General features: G+C 71.4%; 16 protein-coding genes and 2 pseudogenes. 7 read left to right on the top strand and 11 right to left on the bottom strand.

Features of this window, described 5'->3' with window-relative positions:
• The 3 genes from JM949_RS24050 to kdd form a co-directional block, all read right to left on the bottom strand.
• The coding region (locus JM949_RS24050) for a lysine 5,6-aminomutase subunit alpha TIM-barrel domain-containing protein (RefSeq protein ID WP_309232298.1) at positions 1-345 on the bottom strand (345 nt) is incomplete at its 3' end.
• Positions 342-1,907: an amidohydrolase gene (locus JM949_RS24045; protein ID WP_203150581.1), complete on the bottom strand. Its 1,566-nt coding sequence runs from the start codon at positions 1,905-1,907 to the stop codon at positions 342-344. The genes JM949_RS24045 and JM949_RS24050, both read right to left, overlap by 4 nt.
• Before the next feature lie 4 nt (positions 1,908-1,911).
• Entirely contained in the window at positions 1,912-2,973 is a 1,062-nt protein-coding gene (kdd, locus tag JM949_RS24040; RefSeq protein ID WP_456320238.1) for an L-erythro-3,5-diaminohexanoate dehydrogenase, read from the bottom strand.
• A gap of 141 nt (positions 2,974-3,114) precedes the next feature.
• On the opposite strand from kdd, the gene JM949_RS24035 reads away from it, so the two are divergent.
• Complete coding sequence (locus JM949_RS24035; RefSeq protein ID WP_203150580.1) at positions 3,115-4,521, top strand: KamA family radical SAM protein; 1,407 nt, start codon at positions 3,115-3,117, stop codon at positions 4,519-4,521.
• An 87-nt stretch (positions 4,522-4,608) separates the two neighbouring features.
• Here JM949_RS24035 and JM949_RS24030 read toward each other — a convergent pair.
• Positions 4,609-5,013: pseudogene (locus JM949_RS24030) on the bottom strand (RNA polymerase sigma factor); the annotation flags it as partial.
• Between the two features lie 104 nt (positions 5,014-5,117).
• Complete coding sequence (locus JM949_RS24025) at positions 5,118-5,300, bottom strand: hypothetical protein (protein WP_238433769.1); 183 nt, start codon at positions 5,298-5,300, stop codon at positions 5,118-5,120.
• Positions 5,301-5,753: 453 nt separating this feature from the next.
• Between JM949_RS24025 and JM949_RS24020 the strand changes: the two genes are divergently transcribed.
• Complete coding sequence (locus JM949_RS24020) at positions 5,754-6,620, top strand: AraC family transcriptional regulator (protein ID WP_309232297.1); 867 nt, start codon at positions 5,754-5,756, stop codon at positions 6,618-6,620.
• Between the two features lie 116 nt (positions 6,621-6,736).
• Positions 6,737-7,765: an aldo/keto reductase gene (locus JM949_RS24015; RefSeq protein WP_203150578.1), complete on the top strand. Its 1,029-nt coding sequence runs from the start codon at positions 6,737-6,739 to the stop codon at positions 7,763-7,765.
• A gap of 31 nt (positions 7,766-7,796) precedes the next feature.
• Here the strand turns inward: JM949_RS24015 and JM949_RS24010 are convergent, their stop codons facing one another.
• The gene (locus JM949_RS24010; protein WP_203150577.1) at positions 7,797-8,138 is read right to left on the bottom strand and encodes a YnfA family protein; all 342 of its coding nucleotides are present in this window, start codon (positions 8,136-8,138) and stop codon (positions 7,797-7,799) included.
• Between the two features lie 74 nt (positions 8,139-8,212).
• Positions 8,213-8,398 (bottom strand): CsbD family protein, encoded by a 186-nt coding sequence (locus JM949_RS24005; RefSeq protein ID WP_203150576.1) that lies wholly within the window; start codon positions 8,396-8,398, stop codon positions 8,213-8,215.
• Between the two features lie 156 nt (positions 8,399-8,554).
• Between JM949_RS24005 and JM949_RS24000 the strand changes: the two genes are divergently transcribed.
• Positions 8,555-9,166 (top strand): histidine phosphatase family protein, encoded by a 612-nt coding sequence (locus JM949_RS24000; RefSeq protein WP_203150575.1) that lies wholly within the window; start codon positions 8,555-8,557, stop codon positions 9,164-9,166.
• Here the strand turns inward: JM949_RS24000 and JM949_RS23995 are convergent.
• The 3 genes and pseudogenes from JM949_RS23995 to JM949_RS23985 form a co-directional block, all read right to left on the bottom strand.
• Positions 9,141-9,602: an Lrp/AsnC family transcriptional regulator gene (locus tag JM949_RS23995; protein ID WP_203150574.1), complete on the bottom strand. Its 462-nt coding sequence runs from the start codon at positions 9,600-9,602 to the stop codon at positions 9,141-9,143. The genes JM949_RS24000 and JM949_RS23995 overlap by 26 nt on opposite strands.
• Positions 9,603-9,717: 115 nt before the next feature.
• Positions 9,718-10,859 (bottom strand): annotated as a pseudogene (locus JM949_RS23990) (acyl-CoA dehydrogenase family protein).
• Positions 10,856-11,974, bottom strand: coding sequence for a M24 family metallopeptidase (locus JM949_RS23985; protein WP_203150573.1), 1,119 nt, complete (start codon positions 11,972-11,974; stop codon positions 10,856-10,858). Before JM949_RS23985 ends, JM949_RS23990 begins: the two are co-directional and overlap by 4 nt.
• A 206-nt stretch (positions 11,975-12,180) precedes the next feature.
• On the opposite strand from JM949_RS23985, the gene JM949_RS23980 reads away from it, so the two are divergent.
• Positions 12,181-13,548 carry a glycosyl hydrolase family 18 protein gene (locus JM949_RS23980; RefSeq protein ID WP_203150572.1) on the top strand — a complete coding sequence of 456 codons (1,368 nt, stop codon included), beginning with the start codon at positions 12,181-12,183 and terminating at the stop codon, positions 13,546-13,548.
• A gap of 32 nt (positions 13,549-13,580) precedes the next feature.
• On the opposite strand, the gene JM949_RS23975 is transcribed toward JM949_RS23980, so the two are convergent.
• A complete protein-coding gene (locus tag JM949_RS23975; protein WP_203150571.1) occupies positions 13,581-14,468 on the bottom strand; it encodes a winged helix-turn-helix transcriptional regulator in 888 nt (295 codons plus the stop codon).
• A gap of 311 nt (positions 14,469-14,779) precedes the next feature.
• On the opposite strand from JM949_RS23975, the gene JM949_RS23970 reads away from it, so the two are divergent.
• On the top strand, positions 14,780-15,007 hold the full coding sequence (locus JM949_RS23970; protein ID WP_203150570.1) for a hypothetical protein: 228 nt from the start codon (positions 14,780-14,782) through the stop codon (positions 15,005-15,007).
• A 59-nt stretch (positions 15,008-15,066) separates the two neighbouring features.
• Positions 15,067-15,993 carry a 5'-3' exonuclease gene (locus tag JM949_RS23965; protein WP_203150569.1) on the top strand — a complete coding sequence of 309 codons (927 nt, stop codon included), beginning with the start codon at positions 15,067-15,069 and terminating at the stop codon, positions 15,991-15,993.
• Positions 15,994-16,042: the final 49 nt, after the last annotated feature.

Below are 16,042 nucleotides of genomic sequence, written 5' to 3'. Positions count from 1 at the left end.
CGTCGCCGCCCGCCCGCTGCGCTGGGTGAACCGCACCGACCCGGCCGCGGCCTTCTGCGCCAGCAACGTCACATCCGTGCTGCCCTCCCGGACCAGGGCGTCGAAGACCGGCACCGCCACCCCGTGCCCCAACCCGACATCCGCGGCGACCGCGTCGACCAGCCGGTTCACCCACGGAATGCCGTCCGGGTCGGCGCCGGTCACCCCGGCCAACCGCAGCACCGCCCGCTCCACCGACACCGTGGTGTGGCTGCGCGCCAGGTCCACCACCGGCTGCCCGGCCCGCCGCGCCAACTCCCGCGCCCGCGCCACCAGCACCGGATCAAGATCAAGCTTCCCGGTCACGACGCCCCTCCCTCATAGATGACCTCACCGCGCAGCACCAGCCGCCGGCACACCGGCAACGGCGTCGGGTCGTCCGGCCCGCGCGCCTCCGGGTCCTCGGCCAACAGCACCGGCAGGCCCCGCTCCACCCCCGCCGGCGTCGACCACACCGCGAACGTCGCCGGCGCCCCCAACGCGAGAACCCCCTCGACGTCCAGGTGCACCGCCCGCCACCCACCCCGGGTGTGCGCCGCGAACGCCGCCCGCACACTCATCCGCTGCGCCGGATTGTGGTGCGCCGCCGCCGCCCGTACCGACCCCCACGGATCCAACGGCGTCACCGGCGAGTCCGACCCGAACGCCAACGCCACCCCCACCGAGTGCATCGCACCCATCGGGTTCGACTCCAACGACCGATCCAGACCCAACCGCGCCTCGTACATCCGCCCCGCGCCACCCCACAACCGGTCGAACGCCGGCTGCATGCTCGCCACCACCCCGTACTCCACGAAACCGGCGATCAACCGCTTGTTCATGATCTCCGCGTGCTCGATCCGGTGCCGGGCCGCGCGCAACCGCTCCACGCCCACCGTCTCGGCCGCCGCCGCGAACCCATCCAGCACCGTGCCGATCGCCGCGTCACCGATCGCGTGGAACCCGCCCTGCATGCCGTGCGCCGCGCAGTCCAACAGGTGATCACGCACCTGCTCGGCCGTCAGGTACCCGTGCCCGCACCCGTCCCCGTCGCCGTACGCCCGGGACACGTGCGCCGTGCGCGAACCCAACGCCCCGTCGGCGAACAGGTCCCCACCGGCGCCCACCGCACCCAACTCCCGGGCCCGCGCCGCGCCACCCAACTCACCCCAGTACCCGTACACCTCCGGCAACCCCGCCCCGGAGATGCCCAGCAGACCGGTGAAGTCCTCCTCGTCGGAGATCTCCGGACCACCACACTCGTGCACCGCGGCGATACCCAGCGACGCCGCGTGCGCCAGCGCCACCCGCTGCGCGGCGACCCGCTGCGCCCGACTCACCGACCCCTGCGCCGCCGCCCGCACCACGTGGTGCGCGTCGCGACGCAACCACCCCGACGCGTCGTACCCGGGCACGTCGGCCGCCTGCGGGCAGGCCGCCAGCAACGCCGACGACACCAACGCCGAATGGATCGACGCCTGCGACAGGTACACCCGCCGACCACCGGCCGCCCGGTCCAGCGCCGCCGCGTCCGGCAACGCCGGGTCCGGCCACACCGACTCGTCCCAGCCGTGCCCCAGCACCACAGCGTCCGCCGGCAGACCCGCCGCGAACCCGGCCACCGCGTCCAGCAACTGCCCCGCCGAGCGCACCCCGGACAGGTCCAGCCCGGACAACGCCAATCCGGTGTCGGTGGCGTGCACGTGCGCGTCCACGAACGCCGGCGTCACCAGCGCCCCACCCAGGTCCACCACCCGGTCGGCCGACGGCGCGTCACCGTCGGTCCCCAACCAGGCAATCCGCCCACCGGACACCAGCAGCGCGGTAGCGCTCGGGTCGGCGGGACAGTGCAGCACGCCGCCGCGGTACAACGTCGAGGGGTTCGTCATGACCTCAGTCTGCCGCGACCCGCGCCGCGAACAGCCGACGCACCCCCGGCTCGGCGCGCAGCAACCCCAACGCCAACTCCGCGTGCCCCGGCACGTACCCGTTGCCCACCAGCATCGTCACGTCCGCCGCCAACCCCTCCGCGCCCAACGCCGCGGCGGAGAAGCTCGTCGCCATCGAGAAGAAGATCACCGTGCCGCCGTCCGCGGTGGCCAACACCGCCCCGTGCTCACACCCCGGCACGTCCACGCACACCACGGTGACGTCCGCCGGCACACCCAGCGCGGTGGTCACCGCCGTGGACAACCCCACCGGGTCCCGCGCGTCGGCCAACGCCACCACCGACGCCAGCCCGGCGGCCACCAGCGCGTCGCGCTCCGCCGCCACCGGCACCACCCCGACGGTACGCGCGGCGCCCGCCCGCCGCGCCGCCGCGAGCGACAGCGACCCGCTCTTACCGGCCCCACCGATCACCGCGACCCGCACCGGAGTCGGATCACCGACCCGACGACGATCCTCGACGTAACGCGACACCACCCGAGCGGTCAACGCGGGCGCCCCACACACGTCCAGCACCGCCAGTGACAACTGCGGATCCTCGTCCTCCGGCAGCACCGCGGCGATGGACCGCGCGAACAGGATCGCCCACCCGTCACAGGGCACCTGCTCGCTGCGCCCGTCCCACCGAGCCAGCCCGTCGGTGATCACCAGAGGCGTCAGCGTCAGCGACACCAGGGTGGCGACCCGCTGCCCGGCCTTCAGCCCGAGCGGGGACCGCCGGCCGGCCTCCTCGACGGTGCCGATCAGCATCCCCCCGGACCCGGTCACCGGGTTCTGCATCTTCCCCCGGGTCGAGATGATCTCCAGCACCTCGGCGCGGACCGCGTCGCCGTCCCCGCCGTGCTTCTCCGACAACTGCCGGAAGCTCGCCGCGTCCAGGTTGAGCCGCAGCACCCGGATCCGCACCTCGTTCGGCCCGATCGCCGCCGACGCGTCCAGGCGCCAGGCCGCCTGCGGCAGCACCCCCGCCGGTTGCACGACGCGGTGCAGCCCCACCGGTGACGTCACGCCAACCTCCCCTGCCCAGCCGCCCGAAGCCCCGACCAAGGCTCGCGTAACGGGAAAACTTACGGCAGACTAATTTCTTCGCCGGATATTTTCCAGTAGCCTTCGGGCTCCGCTGACCAGCCGCACCACCGAGGAGGGGCCGTGACCCAGACCCAACCGGTTGAGACCATCCCTCAACCCCGTCACGCCCCGGTCGCCGCACCGACCGCCGGGCAGCCCTACGAATACCACCGCCGCCCCCTGGTCGAACCCGACTGGACCCGCTTCCCCGGCTGGCGCCACGTCACCCGCGACCAGTGGGAATCCGCCCAGTGGCAACGCGTCAACTGCGTCAAGAACACCAAGCAGCTCCGCGCCGTCCTCGGCGACCTCGTCGACGACACCTTCTACGCCGACCTCGAGGCCGACCAGAAGGCCCTGGCCACCATGTCCATGCTGGTGCCGCCACAAATGATCAACACGATGGTGCCGTTCGCCACCCCCACCACCGAGGCGCTGCTCGCCGACCCGATCCGCCGCTACATGCTCCCGGTCGCCTCCGACCGACGCACCGACTGGCCCTCACACCCCTACGCCAGCCGCGACAGCCTGCACGAGCACGACATGTGGGTCGCCGAAGGGCTCACCCACCGCTACCCCACCAAGGTCCTCGCCGAACTGCTCTCCACCTGCCCCCAGTACTGCGGACACTGCACCCGGATGGACCTCGTCGGCAACTCCACCCCCGCCGTCGACAAACTCAAACTCACCCTCAAGCCCGTCGACCGCTACGACGCCCACATCGCCTACCTCAAGGCCCACCCCGGCGTCCGCGACGTCGTCGTCTCCGGCGGCGACGTCGCCAACGTCCCCTGGCGCAACCTCGAGTCATACCTCATGCGCCTGCTGGAACTGGAAACGGTCCGCGACATCCGACTCGCCACCAAAGCCCTCATGGGCCTACCCCAGCACTGGCTGCAACCCGACGTCGTCGAAGGCCTCGAACGCGTCGCCCGCACCGCCGCCCGCCGCGGCGTCAACCTCGCCATCCACACCCACGTCAACCACGCCCAGTCGCTCACCCCACTGGTCGCCAAGGCCACCCAGACCGCCCTCGACGTCGGCGTCCGCGACGTCCGCAACCAGGGCGTACTCATGCGCGGCGTCAACGCCACCACCCCCGACCTGCTCGACCTCTGCTTCGCCCTGCAGGGTGAGGCCGGCATCCTGCCGTACTACTTCTACATGTGCGACATGATCCCCAACGCCGAACACTGGCGGGTCCCGGTCTGGCACGCCCAGCAACTCCAGCACGACATCATGGGCTACCTACCCGGCTACGCCACCCCACGGATCGTCTGCGACGTCCCCTTCGTCGGCAAGCGCTGGGTGCACATGCTCACCGACTACGACCGGCAGCGCGGCATCTCCTACTGGACCAAGAACTACCGCACCTCCATCGAGTCCGCCGACCAGGAGGCGCTCAACAAGCGCTACGCCTACTACGACCCGATCGACACGCTGCCCGCCGACGGCCAGCAGTGGTGGACCGACCACCGCGACGACTGACCCCACCGACGGCGCACCCCCGGGCGATCTCCCCGGGGGTGCCGCCGTTCCCGTCACCGGCAGCCCAGACCCTCGACGTACCCGGACCGCCGCCGGAGACACCCCCAGCACCGCGGCCACCTCATGCGGCTGCAGCCCCTCCCACACGGTGAGCATCAGCACCTCCCGGTCCACCTCGGCCAGACCCGCCAACCCCGCCCGAACGGCAAGACGCTCCGGCACCTCACTGCCCGGATCGGCGACCGACGCGACAATCTGCTGGCGTAACCGCTCACCGAGGCGCTGCCGACGAACGCCACCGCGGTGATGGTTCGCCAACACCCGCCGGGCCACCCCGTACAGCCACAGCCGGGCCGCACCGGCAACCGGAATGTCCTGCCGGCGACGCCACGCCACCAGGAACGTTTCCGCGACCACGTCGGCCGCGTCCTCCGGATGTGCCACCCGCCGCAACGCGTACGCCAACAGCGACTCGAAATCCTCGGCGTACATTCGCCGGAAGCGGTCCTCGTCCTGCTCTGTCCCGGAGCTCACACCCACTCCATGTCCGGTGGGACCCCAACCGTGACAGCCGAGCCGACACGGGCCGTGCCGTCTCAGGCGCCGGTCAGCACCTCGGACAACGGCGCCGGCACCTGCTCCCGCTCCAGCAGATCGAGGATGCGCAGGTTCGCGTACGACTTCACCCGGCCGGACCGCAGACTGGCCAACATCCCGTCGGTCATGTCCGCGTCGAAGGTCAACGCCACCTTCGCACCAGTGCGCGGACCGTGATCCACCACCGGCGCCCTGGTTCCCACCCGCGTCGCCCCGGGAACAGTCGGAACCGTCGGCGTCGGGACAACCTGCGATGCGCCGGGACCTGTTGGCGTCGGAACCATCCGCGGTGACGTGGCGCTGGCCGAGGGCAGGCCCGGAGAGGCGGACGAGCCGACGAAGACCGGTTCGTCCGACGACGGCACTCGGGAGGCCGTACACGCGGCACTGCCGACAACGGCCAGCGTAACCAGCACGCCGCACAGCGGACGCACCCAAGATCTGATCACGGCGGTGATCATCGCAAACGTGAAGGCGAAGCGTTGTCCCCCGTTTTTCAACCCGGCCCGGTCGGACCCTCTCCCGAAACTGGCGAGTCCTTGCACGATCCTGCCGCTGACCGGCGGCCACCGCGCGTCCCGTGCTGCAATCGGGACATGCCCCTGGACGAGCTACGCGACCTGTTGGAACGGCACGTGCGCCTCGACCTGACCACCGACATCGAGGGCGTCCGGGTCTGCAGGATCGACCACACCGCCTCCCCGGTCTCCTCAATGTCCGGCAAGGTGCTGGCGGTCATCGCCCGCGGAGGCAAGCGGCTCGCCCTCGGCGACCAGGTCTACGACTACGGCCCCGGCCAGTACCTCGTCGCCTCGATCGACCTTCCAGTGACGGGGCACGTCATCAATGCCGCCCCGGGCCACCCCGTGCTCGGCTTCGGGATGACCCTGGACCCCACCGCGATCGCGGAGCTGTTGCTGCAGGCCGGCCCGGGCGATCTGCCACGTTCCCCCAGCACCGCGCGGCCGGGAATCGCGGTCAGCGACGCCCCGGACGAACTGCTCGACGCCATCGTGCGGCTGCTACGCCTGCTGGACCGGCCAGGGGACCGCAGAGCACTGGCCCCCCTGTTCAAGCGCGAGATCCTCTGGCGGCTGATGACCGGCGAACAGGGTGACGTCGTCCGACAGATCGGCCTCGCCGACAGCAGCCTGAGCCACATCACCCGAGCGGTCCAATGGATCCGCGAGAACTACACCCGACCATTCCGTGTCGACGAGATGGCACAGCTTTCCGGGATGAGTGTCTCCGCGTTCCACCGAAACTTCCAGGCCGTGACGGCGATGAGCCCCATCCAGTTCCAGAAGCACATCCGCCTGCAGACGGCGAGACTGCTGCTGACAAACAGCCCCCACGAAATCACCCGCGTCGCCCATCGCGTCGGTTACGACAGCCCGTCCCAATTCAGCCGCGAGTACCGGCGACTGTTCGGTGCTCCGCCCAGCATCGACGCGCTACGCATCCGCGCCGGATCCGAAAATGCCGGGGCCGCCCTCCCCTGACCTCGACGAAGAAGATCAGGCAACCAGACGAGACGATTTCACTAGTTCCACGCCCTCCGCGGCGCTTCGATGGAGTAACCGAACCAAACATCACCGGACCACTCCGAAGGACAACAGTGAAATACCGCAACCTGGGCCGGACCGGAATCGACGTCAGCCCGTACTGCCTCGGCGCCATGATGTTCGGCGCCATGGGAAACACCGAGCACGACGACTCCGTCCGCATAATCCACAAGGCACTCGACGCAGGAATCAACTTCATCGACACCGCCGACGTGTACTCCGCCGGCGAATCTGAAGTGATCGTCGGCAAGGCCCTCAAGGGTCGCCGCGACAACGTCGTACTAGCCAGCAAGCTGCACTATCCCATGGGCAACGACCCGAACCAGCGCGGGAACTCACGGCGCTGGATCACCACCGCGGTCGAGGACTCCCTACGCCGCCTGCAGACCGACCACCTCGACCTCTACCAGGTCCACCGCCCCGACCCGTCGGTCGACCTGGAGGAGACGCTGTCCGCCCTGTCCGACCTGGTCCACAGCGGCAAGGTGCGCGCGATCGGTGCGTCGTCCTTCCCCGCGTCGGAGATCGTCGAAGCGCAGTGGGTCGCCGAGCGACGTGGCCTCGAACGCTTCCGCACCGAACAACCACCGTATTCGATCATCAATCGGAGCATCGAACGCGAGGTGCTGCCGGTTTGCCAGCGCTACGGGATGGGCGCACTCGTCTGGAGCCCGCTGGGTCAGGGCCTGCTCACCGGCCGGTATCGCAAGGGCCAGGAGTTCGACAGCCACCGGTCCGGCCACACCCCGCAGCACTTCAGCGACGAGCGCAAGCTCGACGTCGTGGAGCAGCTCGTCCCGCTCGCCGAACAGGCCGGCCTGTCCATGACCCACCTCGCGATGGCGTTCGCGATCGCGCACCCGGGCGTCACCTCCGCGATCATCGGGCCGCGCACCATGGCACAGCTCGATGACCTGCTGGCCGGCGCCGGCGTCACCCTGAGCGACGAAATCCTCGACCGGATCGACGAGATCGCCCCGCCCGGCACCGACGCCGGCCCCAACGACGTGGCCTACGTACCGCCCGCCATCTCGAGCGTGGGCCTGCGGCGCCGACCGGCCGCGGAGCGTTCCGCCGTGTGAACGACGACGGCGCGTCGGCAAGCCACCGACGCTAGGCAGCAGCGCCGCGCGGGGCGTACATGATGACGGCCACGCCGAGCAGGCAGAGCGCCGCGCCGGTCAGGTCCCACCGGTCCGGGCGGAATCCGTCCACCACCATCGCCCAGCCCAACGACCCGGCCACGAACACCCCGCCGTACGCCGCCAGGATCCGGCCGAAGTTCGGGTCCGGCTGGAACGTCGCGACGAAGCCGTAGCAGCCCAGCGCGACCACCCCGGCCGCGATCCACCACAACCCGCGCTGCTCCCGCCAGCCCTGCCAGACCAGCCAGGCACCGCCGATCTCGGCCAACGCGGCCAGCGCGAACAACACCAGGGAACGCAGCACAGTCACGCCGCCGACAGTAGCGGCCCACACGTGTCGGGTCCCCGGGCAGCACCTGCCCGGGGACCCGACGACCGCTCAGGTCACTTGTTGAAGGCGTCCTTAATCTTGCTGCCGGCATCCTTCATGCTCTGCTTGGCGCGCGCGTCGCCCTGCTGGCTCGCGCCCCCACCACGCATCGACTCGTTGTTGGTCATGTCGCCGACGCGCTCTCTCGCGGCGCCAGCCATCTGCTCAACCTTGTTCTTTGCCTTCTCGGTGAAGCTCATCGCGCCTCCTCGGTCTGGCGACTGTCCCCGCTCGCTTGCCCGGTCTCCGGGTGCCGAAACCGGTGGTGCCGGTCGCCACACTCCGTAAGGCATCCTAGGAAGATAGGTTGTGGGAGGGTTGCCAGCTCGTCCCGCCCACGGTGGTTAACTGACCGCATGGGAGAGCTCCTGCTGATCAGACACGGCGAGACCACCTGGAGCGCCAGCCTGCGGCACACCTCGTACACCGATCTGGAGTTGACCCCCGACGGCGAGCGACAGGCCCGCACCCTCGCCGCGTTCCTGGCCGGCCGCCGGTTCGTCACCGTGCTGTCCAGCCCCCGCTCCCGCGCGTTGCGCACCGCGCAGCTGGCCGGGCTCACCGTCGACGCCGTCGACGAGGACCTCAGCGAGTGGAACTACGGCGAGTACGAGGGCCGCACCACCGTCGACATCCACGACGACGATCCGCGCTGGAACATCTGGACCGACGGCTGCCCCGGCGGGGAGTCCCCCGCGCAGGTCGGTGAACGGCTCGACCGGGTGCTGGCCCGGGTCACCCCGCTCCTCGACCGGGGCACCGTCGCGCTGGTCGGACACGCGCACAGCCTGCGGGTGCTCGGCGCACGGTGGATCGGCCTGCCCCCGTCCGCCGGCGGACGGCTACGCCTGGAGACCGCCACGGTCAGCGCGCTCGGTCACGAGCACGGCCGGCAGGTCATCCTGCGGTGGAACCAGCCGGCTCCTCCGGCCCCCGGGACCGCTACCGACTCGGTGCCCCCGCAGTGATCTTCGGCGGCCGGTTCTCGTACGGCGTGGACAGCACCACGGTGGTGCGGGTGGTGACGTTGGCCGAGGTACGGATCTCCTGCAACAGCCGCTCCAGGTCGGTCGGGCTGGCCACCCGCACCAACAACAGGTAGAAATCCTCCCCCGCAACCGAGTAGCAGGAGTCGATCTCGGGCAGGTGGGCCAACCGGTCCGGCGCGTCGTCCGGCTGCGACGGGTCGAACGGACGGATCGCCACGAACGCGGTCAGCGGCAGGTCCAACGCCTCGAACGACACTCGGGCCGCGTACCCCTTGACCACCCCGCGCTGCTCCAGCCGGCGCACCCGCTGGTGCACGGCCGACACCGACAGCCCCACCCGCTCGGCCAGATCGGTGTACGACAGACGGCCGTCGGCGGTCAGCGCGGCGACGATGGCGCGGTCGATCTCCTCCACGGCGTGCAACCTACCGGAAAACGGCCCGGCGGCGACGAAGTACCCACCACCGGGCGCGGGGCACGGCCGCGGTGCACCCACCGCAGCCGTACCCCTCACCCGTCGTCGAGGTGGCTCAGCCCTTCGCCAACGCTCGGGAGATCACCATCCGCTGGATCTGGTTGGTGCCCTCCACGATCTGCAGCACCTTCGCCTCGCGCATGTACCGCTCCACCGGGTGGTCGGCCACGTAGCCGGCACCGCCGAGCACCTGCACCGCGTCGGTGGTCACCCGCATCGCCATGTCGGTGGCGAAGAGCTTCGCCTTGGCCGCCTCGATCGCGTACGGACGGCCGGCATCGCGCAGCCGGGCCGCCGCCAGGGTCAGCGCGCGGGCGGCGGAGACCTGGGTCGCCGCGTCGGCGAGGAGGAACCCGAGCCCCTGGAAGTCGATGATGGAACGCCCGAACTGCTGCCGCTCCCGGGCGTAGGAGACCGCGTAGTCCAGGGCCGCCTGGGCGAGCCCGACCGCGCAGGCCGCGATGCCCAGCCGGCCGGAGTCCAGCGCGGACATCGCGATGGTGAAGCCCGTCCCCTCGCCGCCGATCAGCCGGTCGGCCGGCACCCGGGCGTCCTCGAAGACGATCTGCGCCACCGGGGAGGCGCGCAGACCCATTGTGCGCTCGGCCGCCTGCGGGGTGATGCCAGCGGTGCCCGCGTCGGCGAGCAGGCAGGAGATCCCCTTCGGACCGGACCCGCCGGTGCGGCAGAAGACGTTGTAGAAGTCGGCCGTCAGGGCGTGGGTGATCCAGGCCTTGGTGCCGGAGAGCAGGTAGGCGTCACCGTCGAGAACCGCCCGGGTGCTCAGCGCCGCCGCGTCCGAGCCACCCTGCGGCTCGGAGAGGCAGTACGCGCCCAGCAACTCGCCGCCGAGCATGTCCGGCAGCAGCTTGCGCTGCTCGACGGTGCCGAACGCCGCCACCGGGTAGCAGGACAGGGTGTGCACGCTGACCGCCTCGGCGACCGCGAGCCAACGACCGGCCAGGATCTCCAGCACCTGCAGGTACACCTCGTACGGCTGCGCCGCGCCGCCGTACTCCTCGGGTAGGGCAGGCCGAGCAGGCCGGCCCGGCCGAGGGTGCGCAGTACCTCGCGGGGGAACTCGGCGCGTTCCTCGAAGGCGGCGGCCTTCGGCGCGAGCTCGCGGTCGGCGAGCTCGGTGGCGAGGCCCAGCAGGTCGTGGGCCTCGTCGGTGGGGAGGATCCGGTCGACAGTCATAGTGCGATGAGCTCCGTGGGGGTGGTGTTGAGCCGCTGCACGCCGTCCGTGGTGCAGACGACGATGTCCTCGATGCGGGCGCCGTGTCGGCCCGCGAGGTAGATGCCCGGTTCGATGGAGAACGCCATCCCGGCCTCCAGGGGCCGGTCGTTGCCGGCCACCAGGTACGGGTCCTCGTGACCGTCGAGACCGATGCCGTGCCCGGTGCGGTGCAGGAACGCGGGGCCGAAGCCGGCGGCGGCGATCGGCTCCCGGGCCGCGGCGTCTACCGCCGCCCCGGTGACCCCCTGTCGCACCGCCGCGACGGCGGCGCGTTGGGCGTCGCGCAGCACCGCGTAGTAGTCCAGGAAATCGGCCGGCGCCGGCCCGCCCCCCGCCAGGTAGGTGCGGGTGCAGTCCGAGCGGTAACCCGAGGCCATCGTGCCGCCGATGTCGACCACCACCGGCTCGCCCGCGCCGATTGGCCGGTCCGACGTGCCGTGGTGCGGACTGGCCCCGTTCGGCCCTGCCGCCACGATGACGAAGTCGACGGTGACGTGCCCGGCCGCCCGGATCGCCGCGGCGATGTCGGTGCCGACCTCGGCCTCGGTGCGGCCGGGGCGCAGCCACTCACCCATCCGCAGGTGCACCTCGTCGATCGCGGCGCCGGCCTCGGTGAGCGCCGCGACCTCCGCCGGGGACTTGCGGATCCGCAGCTCGCGCAGCACCTCCCCGGCGAGTCGTTGGGCGGCGTCGGGCAGCGCCGCGCGCAGCGCGAGGAGCTGCTCGGCCCACATCCGGTCGGCGAGCCCGACCGCCGTGACCGGTCCGCCGAGGGCGGCGACCACCAGGGGGTACGGGTCGGTGCCGTCGACGTGGTCGACGATGCGTACCCCGGTGGCGGGCGCGGGGGACGCCTCCGCTGCCGGGCGTTCCAGTCTCGGCACGATCAGCGTCGGCTCGCCCTCGGCGGGCAGCACCAGGCAGGTCAGCCGCTCCCCCGGGTGGGCGTCGTACCCGGTCAGGTAGCGCAGGTCGGAGCCGGGGGTGAGCAGCAGGGCGTCCAGACCGGCGGCGGCGGTGGCGCGCCGCGCGGCGGTCAGCCGATCCGGCGGATACAGCTCGTCGACTCCCATCCCGTCAGCTTAACGGTCGTTTGGGCAAACTCCATATCGCCACCGACGGTCCGGAAATACACGGATGTTGATTGACTCGGACAGTTAACACTCTTTAAGATTTGGCTGCCTCGAGGCCCACCCGTCCCTGCGTCCCGCACCTCCCGCCCGCGCCAACCCCGCGCGGGCGGTGTCGTCGTCGTCCCCCGCCCACGGGAAGGCCCCCGATGTCCTCACCACTGCGCCGCGCCCTCGCCGCCGGCCTGCTCGCGCTGGCCACCGCCGCCGCCACCCTCACCGTCACGTCCACCGCCGCGCAGGCCGTGGTGCTGCCGAACAACTTCAAGAGCGTCGGCTACATGCCCTCCTGGGCCGGCAACATCAACACCATCCAGTACAACAAGCTGACCCACATCAACTACGCCTTCATCCTGCCCAACAGCGACGGCAGCCTGCAGGGCGTGGACGGGGCCCGGCTCTCCTCGCTGGTCTCGCAGGGACACGCCAACAACGTCAAGGTCTCGATCGCGGTCGGCGGCTGGAACGACGGCAACGACTCGGCCTTCGAGGCCCTCGCCGCCAACTCCGGCAGCCGGACCAACTTCGTCAACAACCTGGTCAACTTCGTCAACCAGTACAACCTCGACGGCGTCGACATGGACTGGGAGTACCCCGACCCGGGCGCCTCGGCCAACAACTACACGGCGCTCATGACGCAGCTCGGCGGCGCCCTGCGCAGCCGCGGCAAGCTGCTCACCGCCGCCGTGGTCAGCGAGGGCTACTCCGTCGACGGCGTGCAGCCGGCCGTCTTCAACCAGGTCGACTGGCTCAACATCATGGCGTACGACGGCGGCAGCCCACACGCCAACTACGACTGGTCGATCAACAGCATCAACCTGTGGAAGGCCCGCGGCCTGCCGGCCAGCAAGGCGGTGCTCGGCATCCCGTTCTACAGCCGCCCGGTCTACTACAACTACTCGTACCTGGTCGGTCTGGACCCGGCGAACGCCAACCGGGACTGCGCCACGATCGGCGGGTCACAGCAGTGCTGGAACGGCATCCCGACGGTCAAGCGCAAGACGCAGTGGGCGCTGGCCAACGCCGGCGGCGTGATGAACTGGGAGCTGAGCCAGGACACCAGCGGCTCGACCTCGCTGCTCAGCGCGATGTACGACACCATCATGGGCGGCACCACCCCGCCGCCGACCGGTCGCACCGGCCGGATCACCGGCATCGGCGGCAAGTGCGTCGACGTGGCCTCGGCGAGCACCGCCAACGGCGCCGCCATCCAGCTCTGGACCTGCAACGGCACCACCGCCCAGACCTGGACCGTGGCCAGCGACAGCACGCTGCGCGCCCTCGGCAAGTGCGCCGACATCACCAGCGGCTCCACCGCCAACGGCGCGAAGGTCCAACTCTGGGACTGCAACGGCAGCGGCGCCCAGGTCTGGCAGGCGCAGTCCAACGGCACGCTGCGTAACCCGCAGTCGAACAAGTGCCTGGACGCCGCCGACAACAGCTCGGCCGACGGCACCCGGTTGCAGATCTGGGACTGCTTCGCCGGCGCCAACCAGCGCTGGACGCTCCCGGCCTGACGATTCCCCCGGTCCCCGGTTGACGCGCCGCGTCAGCCGGGGACCGTCGTGTGTCCCCGGGCCAGGGCGAGCATCTCGTCCACCGAGCCGGCCGGGTCGGTGACCGGGAACTGCACGGCTCGGACCACCGCCGACGCGTCGACCAGCAGCGTCAGGCGCTTGAACCGGGTCAACCCACCCGCGCGGAAGACGGGCAGCAGCAGCCCGGCGCCCAGCCGGCCGTCCTGGTCGGACAGCAGCGGGAACGGTATCCCGGCGTGCGCGGCGAAGTCGGCGAGCTGGTCGGGCCGCTGGGTGCTGATCCCGTACACCTCGACCCCGGCGGCCCGGAAATCCGGGTGCCGCTTGGCGTAGGTGGTCGACTCCAGGGTGCATCCCCGGGCACCGGGGATCTCCGCCCAACCCGGCGGATAGCCCGTGCTGCCCGGCGCGTACGCCCCGGGGAAGAAGTAGAGGACCCGCCACCCGCCCGCCGCACCCACCGCGACCGACTGCCCGTCGGGTCCGGGCAGGACGACCTCGGGCATCCGCTGCCCAACCAGGTCGTGCGCTCGGCGCTCCTCGGCGGAGCCGGCGGCGGCCGTCGCGGTCACCGTGCCGTCGCCCATGAGATGCCTGGTCCCCCAGTCCTGGAGGGCGATCAGCACCGGCAACAGCCCCTCGCCCTTCCCGGTGAGCAGATAGTCGTGCCGTGGCGGGTGCGCGGAGTACGGGCGGCGTTGCAGCACGCCGTGCTCGACCAGGGCGGCGAGACGTTCGGTGAGCGCCCGCCGACTGATACCCAGCTCACGGTGGAGCGCGTCGAAACGGGTCGTCCCGCCGGCGACGTCGCGCACGATGAGAAAAGTCCACCAGTCCCCCAGCACGCCGAGCGCCTGCGCGATACCGCAGTCCGCATCGGCGAGATCTTCTCGCCGCACCCCGCCACCCCCATTCCGTGCCGACCTCGACTATAGTCCGTTCCGGATTGGAACTCGCTCGGCTCGACAGGACGGGGGCGGACGACACGCACGTCCGAGAACGAGCCGGAGTGTTCTGGCGCTGGTGGACCGCCGGCCCAACCAGCATGGTCGGGTCGGCGGTCGGCTCGGTCGCCCTCCCGCTGACCGCGGGCACCTGCCGGGCCCACCTCGACCCGGCAGGGTGGCTGGTTTGCCGGGCCGGACGGCAGCGGTGGTCATAGCCTGACATCGGGGAGCCCGCGTGGGGTCTCCCGCACCGGGAGGACCTCGTGGCACCTGACCAGGCCAGCCGGGCGGCGGCGCGCCGTCGACGTCAACTGTGGGCCGGGGTCCTCGCCCTCGTCGGCCTGGTCCTGCTGATCGTCGGCCTCACCGTGGCCGACGGCGTCGCGGCCTGGGTCGAGGTGGTGGTCGCGGTGCTGCTGCTGGTGACCAGCTACGTCGTGCAGCACCTCGCCCGGCGGGAGAGCGTCTACCGCTCCGAGGATCGGCGCTGATCCCGCCCGACGGCCGGGCGTACGCCTGATCGTCGGAGGGTTGTGCCAGGCTGTCCGGCGTGGCACACCGACCCCCGATCCTGCTGATCGACTCAGCCAGCCTCTACTTCCGGGCCTACTTCGGCATTCCGGAGTCCGCCGCCCAAGCCGAGGACGGCACCCCGGTCAACGCGGTACGCGGCTTCCTCGACATGCTCGCCACCCTGATCCGCGGGCGCGGCGCGGACCGGATGGTCTGCGCACTGGACTACGACTGGCGCCCGGCGTGGCGGGTTGACCTGCTGCCGTCGTACAAGGCGCACCGGGTGGCCCCGCAGGGTGGCGAGGTCGTCCCGGACACGCTCTCCCCGCAGGTGCCGATGATCCTGGAGGTGCTGGCCGCGGTCGGCATCACCACGGTCGGCGCGACCGGCTACGAGGCCGACGACGTGCTCGGCACGCTCTCGGTCACCCAGCCGGGCCCGGTCGAGGTGGTCTCCGGGGACCGGGACCTGTTCCAGCTCGTCGACGACGCCCGACCGGTCCGGCTGCTCTACGTCGGGCGCGGCGTCGCCAAGCTCGACGACTGCGACGACGCCGCGGTGCGGGCCCGCTACGGCGTGCCGGCCGACCGGTACGCCGACTTCGCCGCCCTGCGCGGCGACCCCAGCGACGGGCTGCCCGGGGTGGCGGGCGTCGGCGATAAGACCGCCGCCCGGCTGATCGAGCGCTACGGCAGCATCGCCGGCATCCTGGCCGCCCTCGACGACTCCGACTCGTCCTTCGCGCCAGGCCTGCGGGCCAAGCTGGTCGCGGCGCGTGACTACCTGGCCGTCGCGCCGACGGTGGTCCGGGTCGCCCTGGACGTGCCCCTGCCGGAGCTGTCCACCGCGCTGCCGACCGCCCCGGTCGACCCGGAGCGCCTGCTCGACCTCGCCGGGCGGTGGAACCTGGCCGGCTCCGCCCGCCGCCTGGTTGACGCCCTCGCCGCCCGCGCCGACGCCTGACCGCCGCCCGCGCCGACGCCTGGCCGCGCGACGGCTCGGCCGGTCGGCC

The organism is Micromonospora tarensis (assembly GCF_016803395.1).
In the GTDB taxonomy this organism is placed as follows: Bacteria; Actinomycetota; Actinomycetes; order Mycobacteriales; family Micromonosporaceae; genus Micromonospora; species Micromonospora tarensis.
The sequence above is the reverse complement of the archived record's forward strand: the minus strand, read 5'-3'. Positions and strand labels throughout refer to the sequence as shown.

Excerpts from the sequence above, each read along its gene's own strand:
- JM949_RS23980 (WP_203150572.1), top strand. The coding sequence starts at position 12,181 with ATGTCCTCACCACTGCGCCGCGCCCTCGCCGCCGGCCTGCTCGCGCTG.
- JM949_RS24005 (WP_203150576.1), bottom strand. The coding sequence starts at position 8,398 with ATGAGCTTCACCGAGAAGGCAAAGAACAAGGTTGAGCAGATGGCTGGC.
- JM949_RS24045 (WP_203150581.1), bottom strand. The coding sequence starts at position 1,907 with ATGACGAACCCCTCGACGTTGTACCGCGGCGGCGTGCTGCACTGTCCC.
- JM949_RS24000 (WP_203150575.1), top strand. The coding sequence starts at position 8,555 with ATGGGAGAGCTCCTGCTGATCAGACACGGCGAGACCACCTGGAGCGCC.
- JM949_RS23985 (WP_203150573.1), bottom strand. The coding sequence starts at position 11,974 with ATGGGAGTCGACGAGCTGTATCCGCCGGATCGGCTGACCGCCGCGCGG.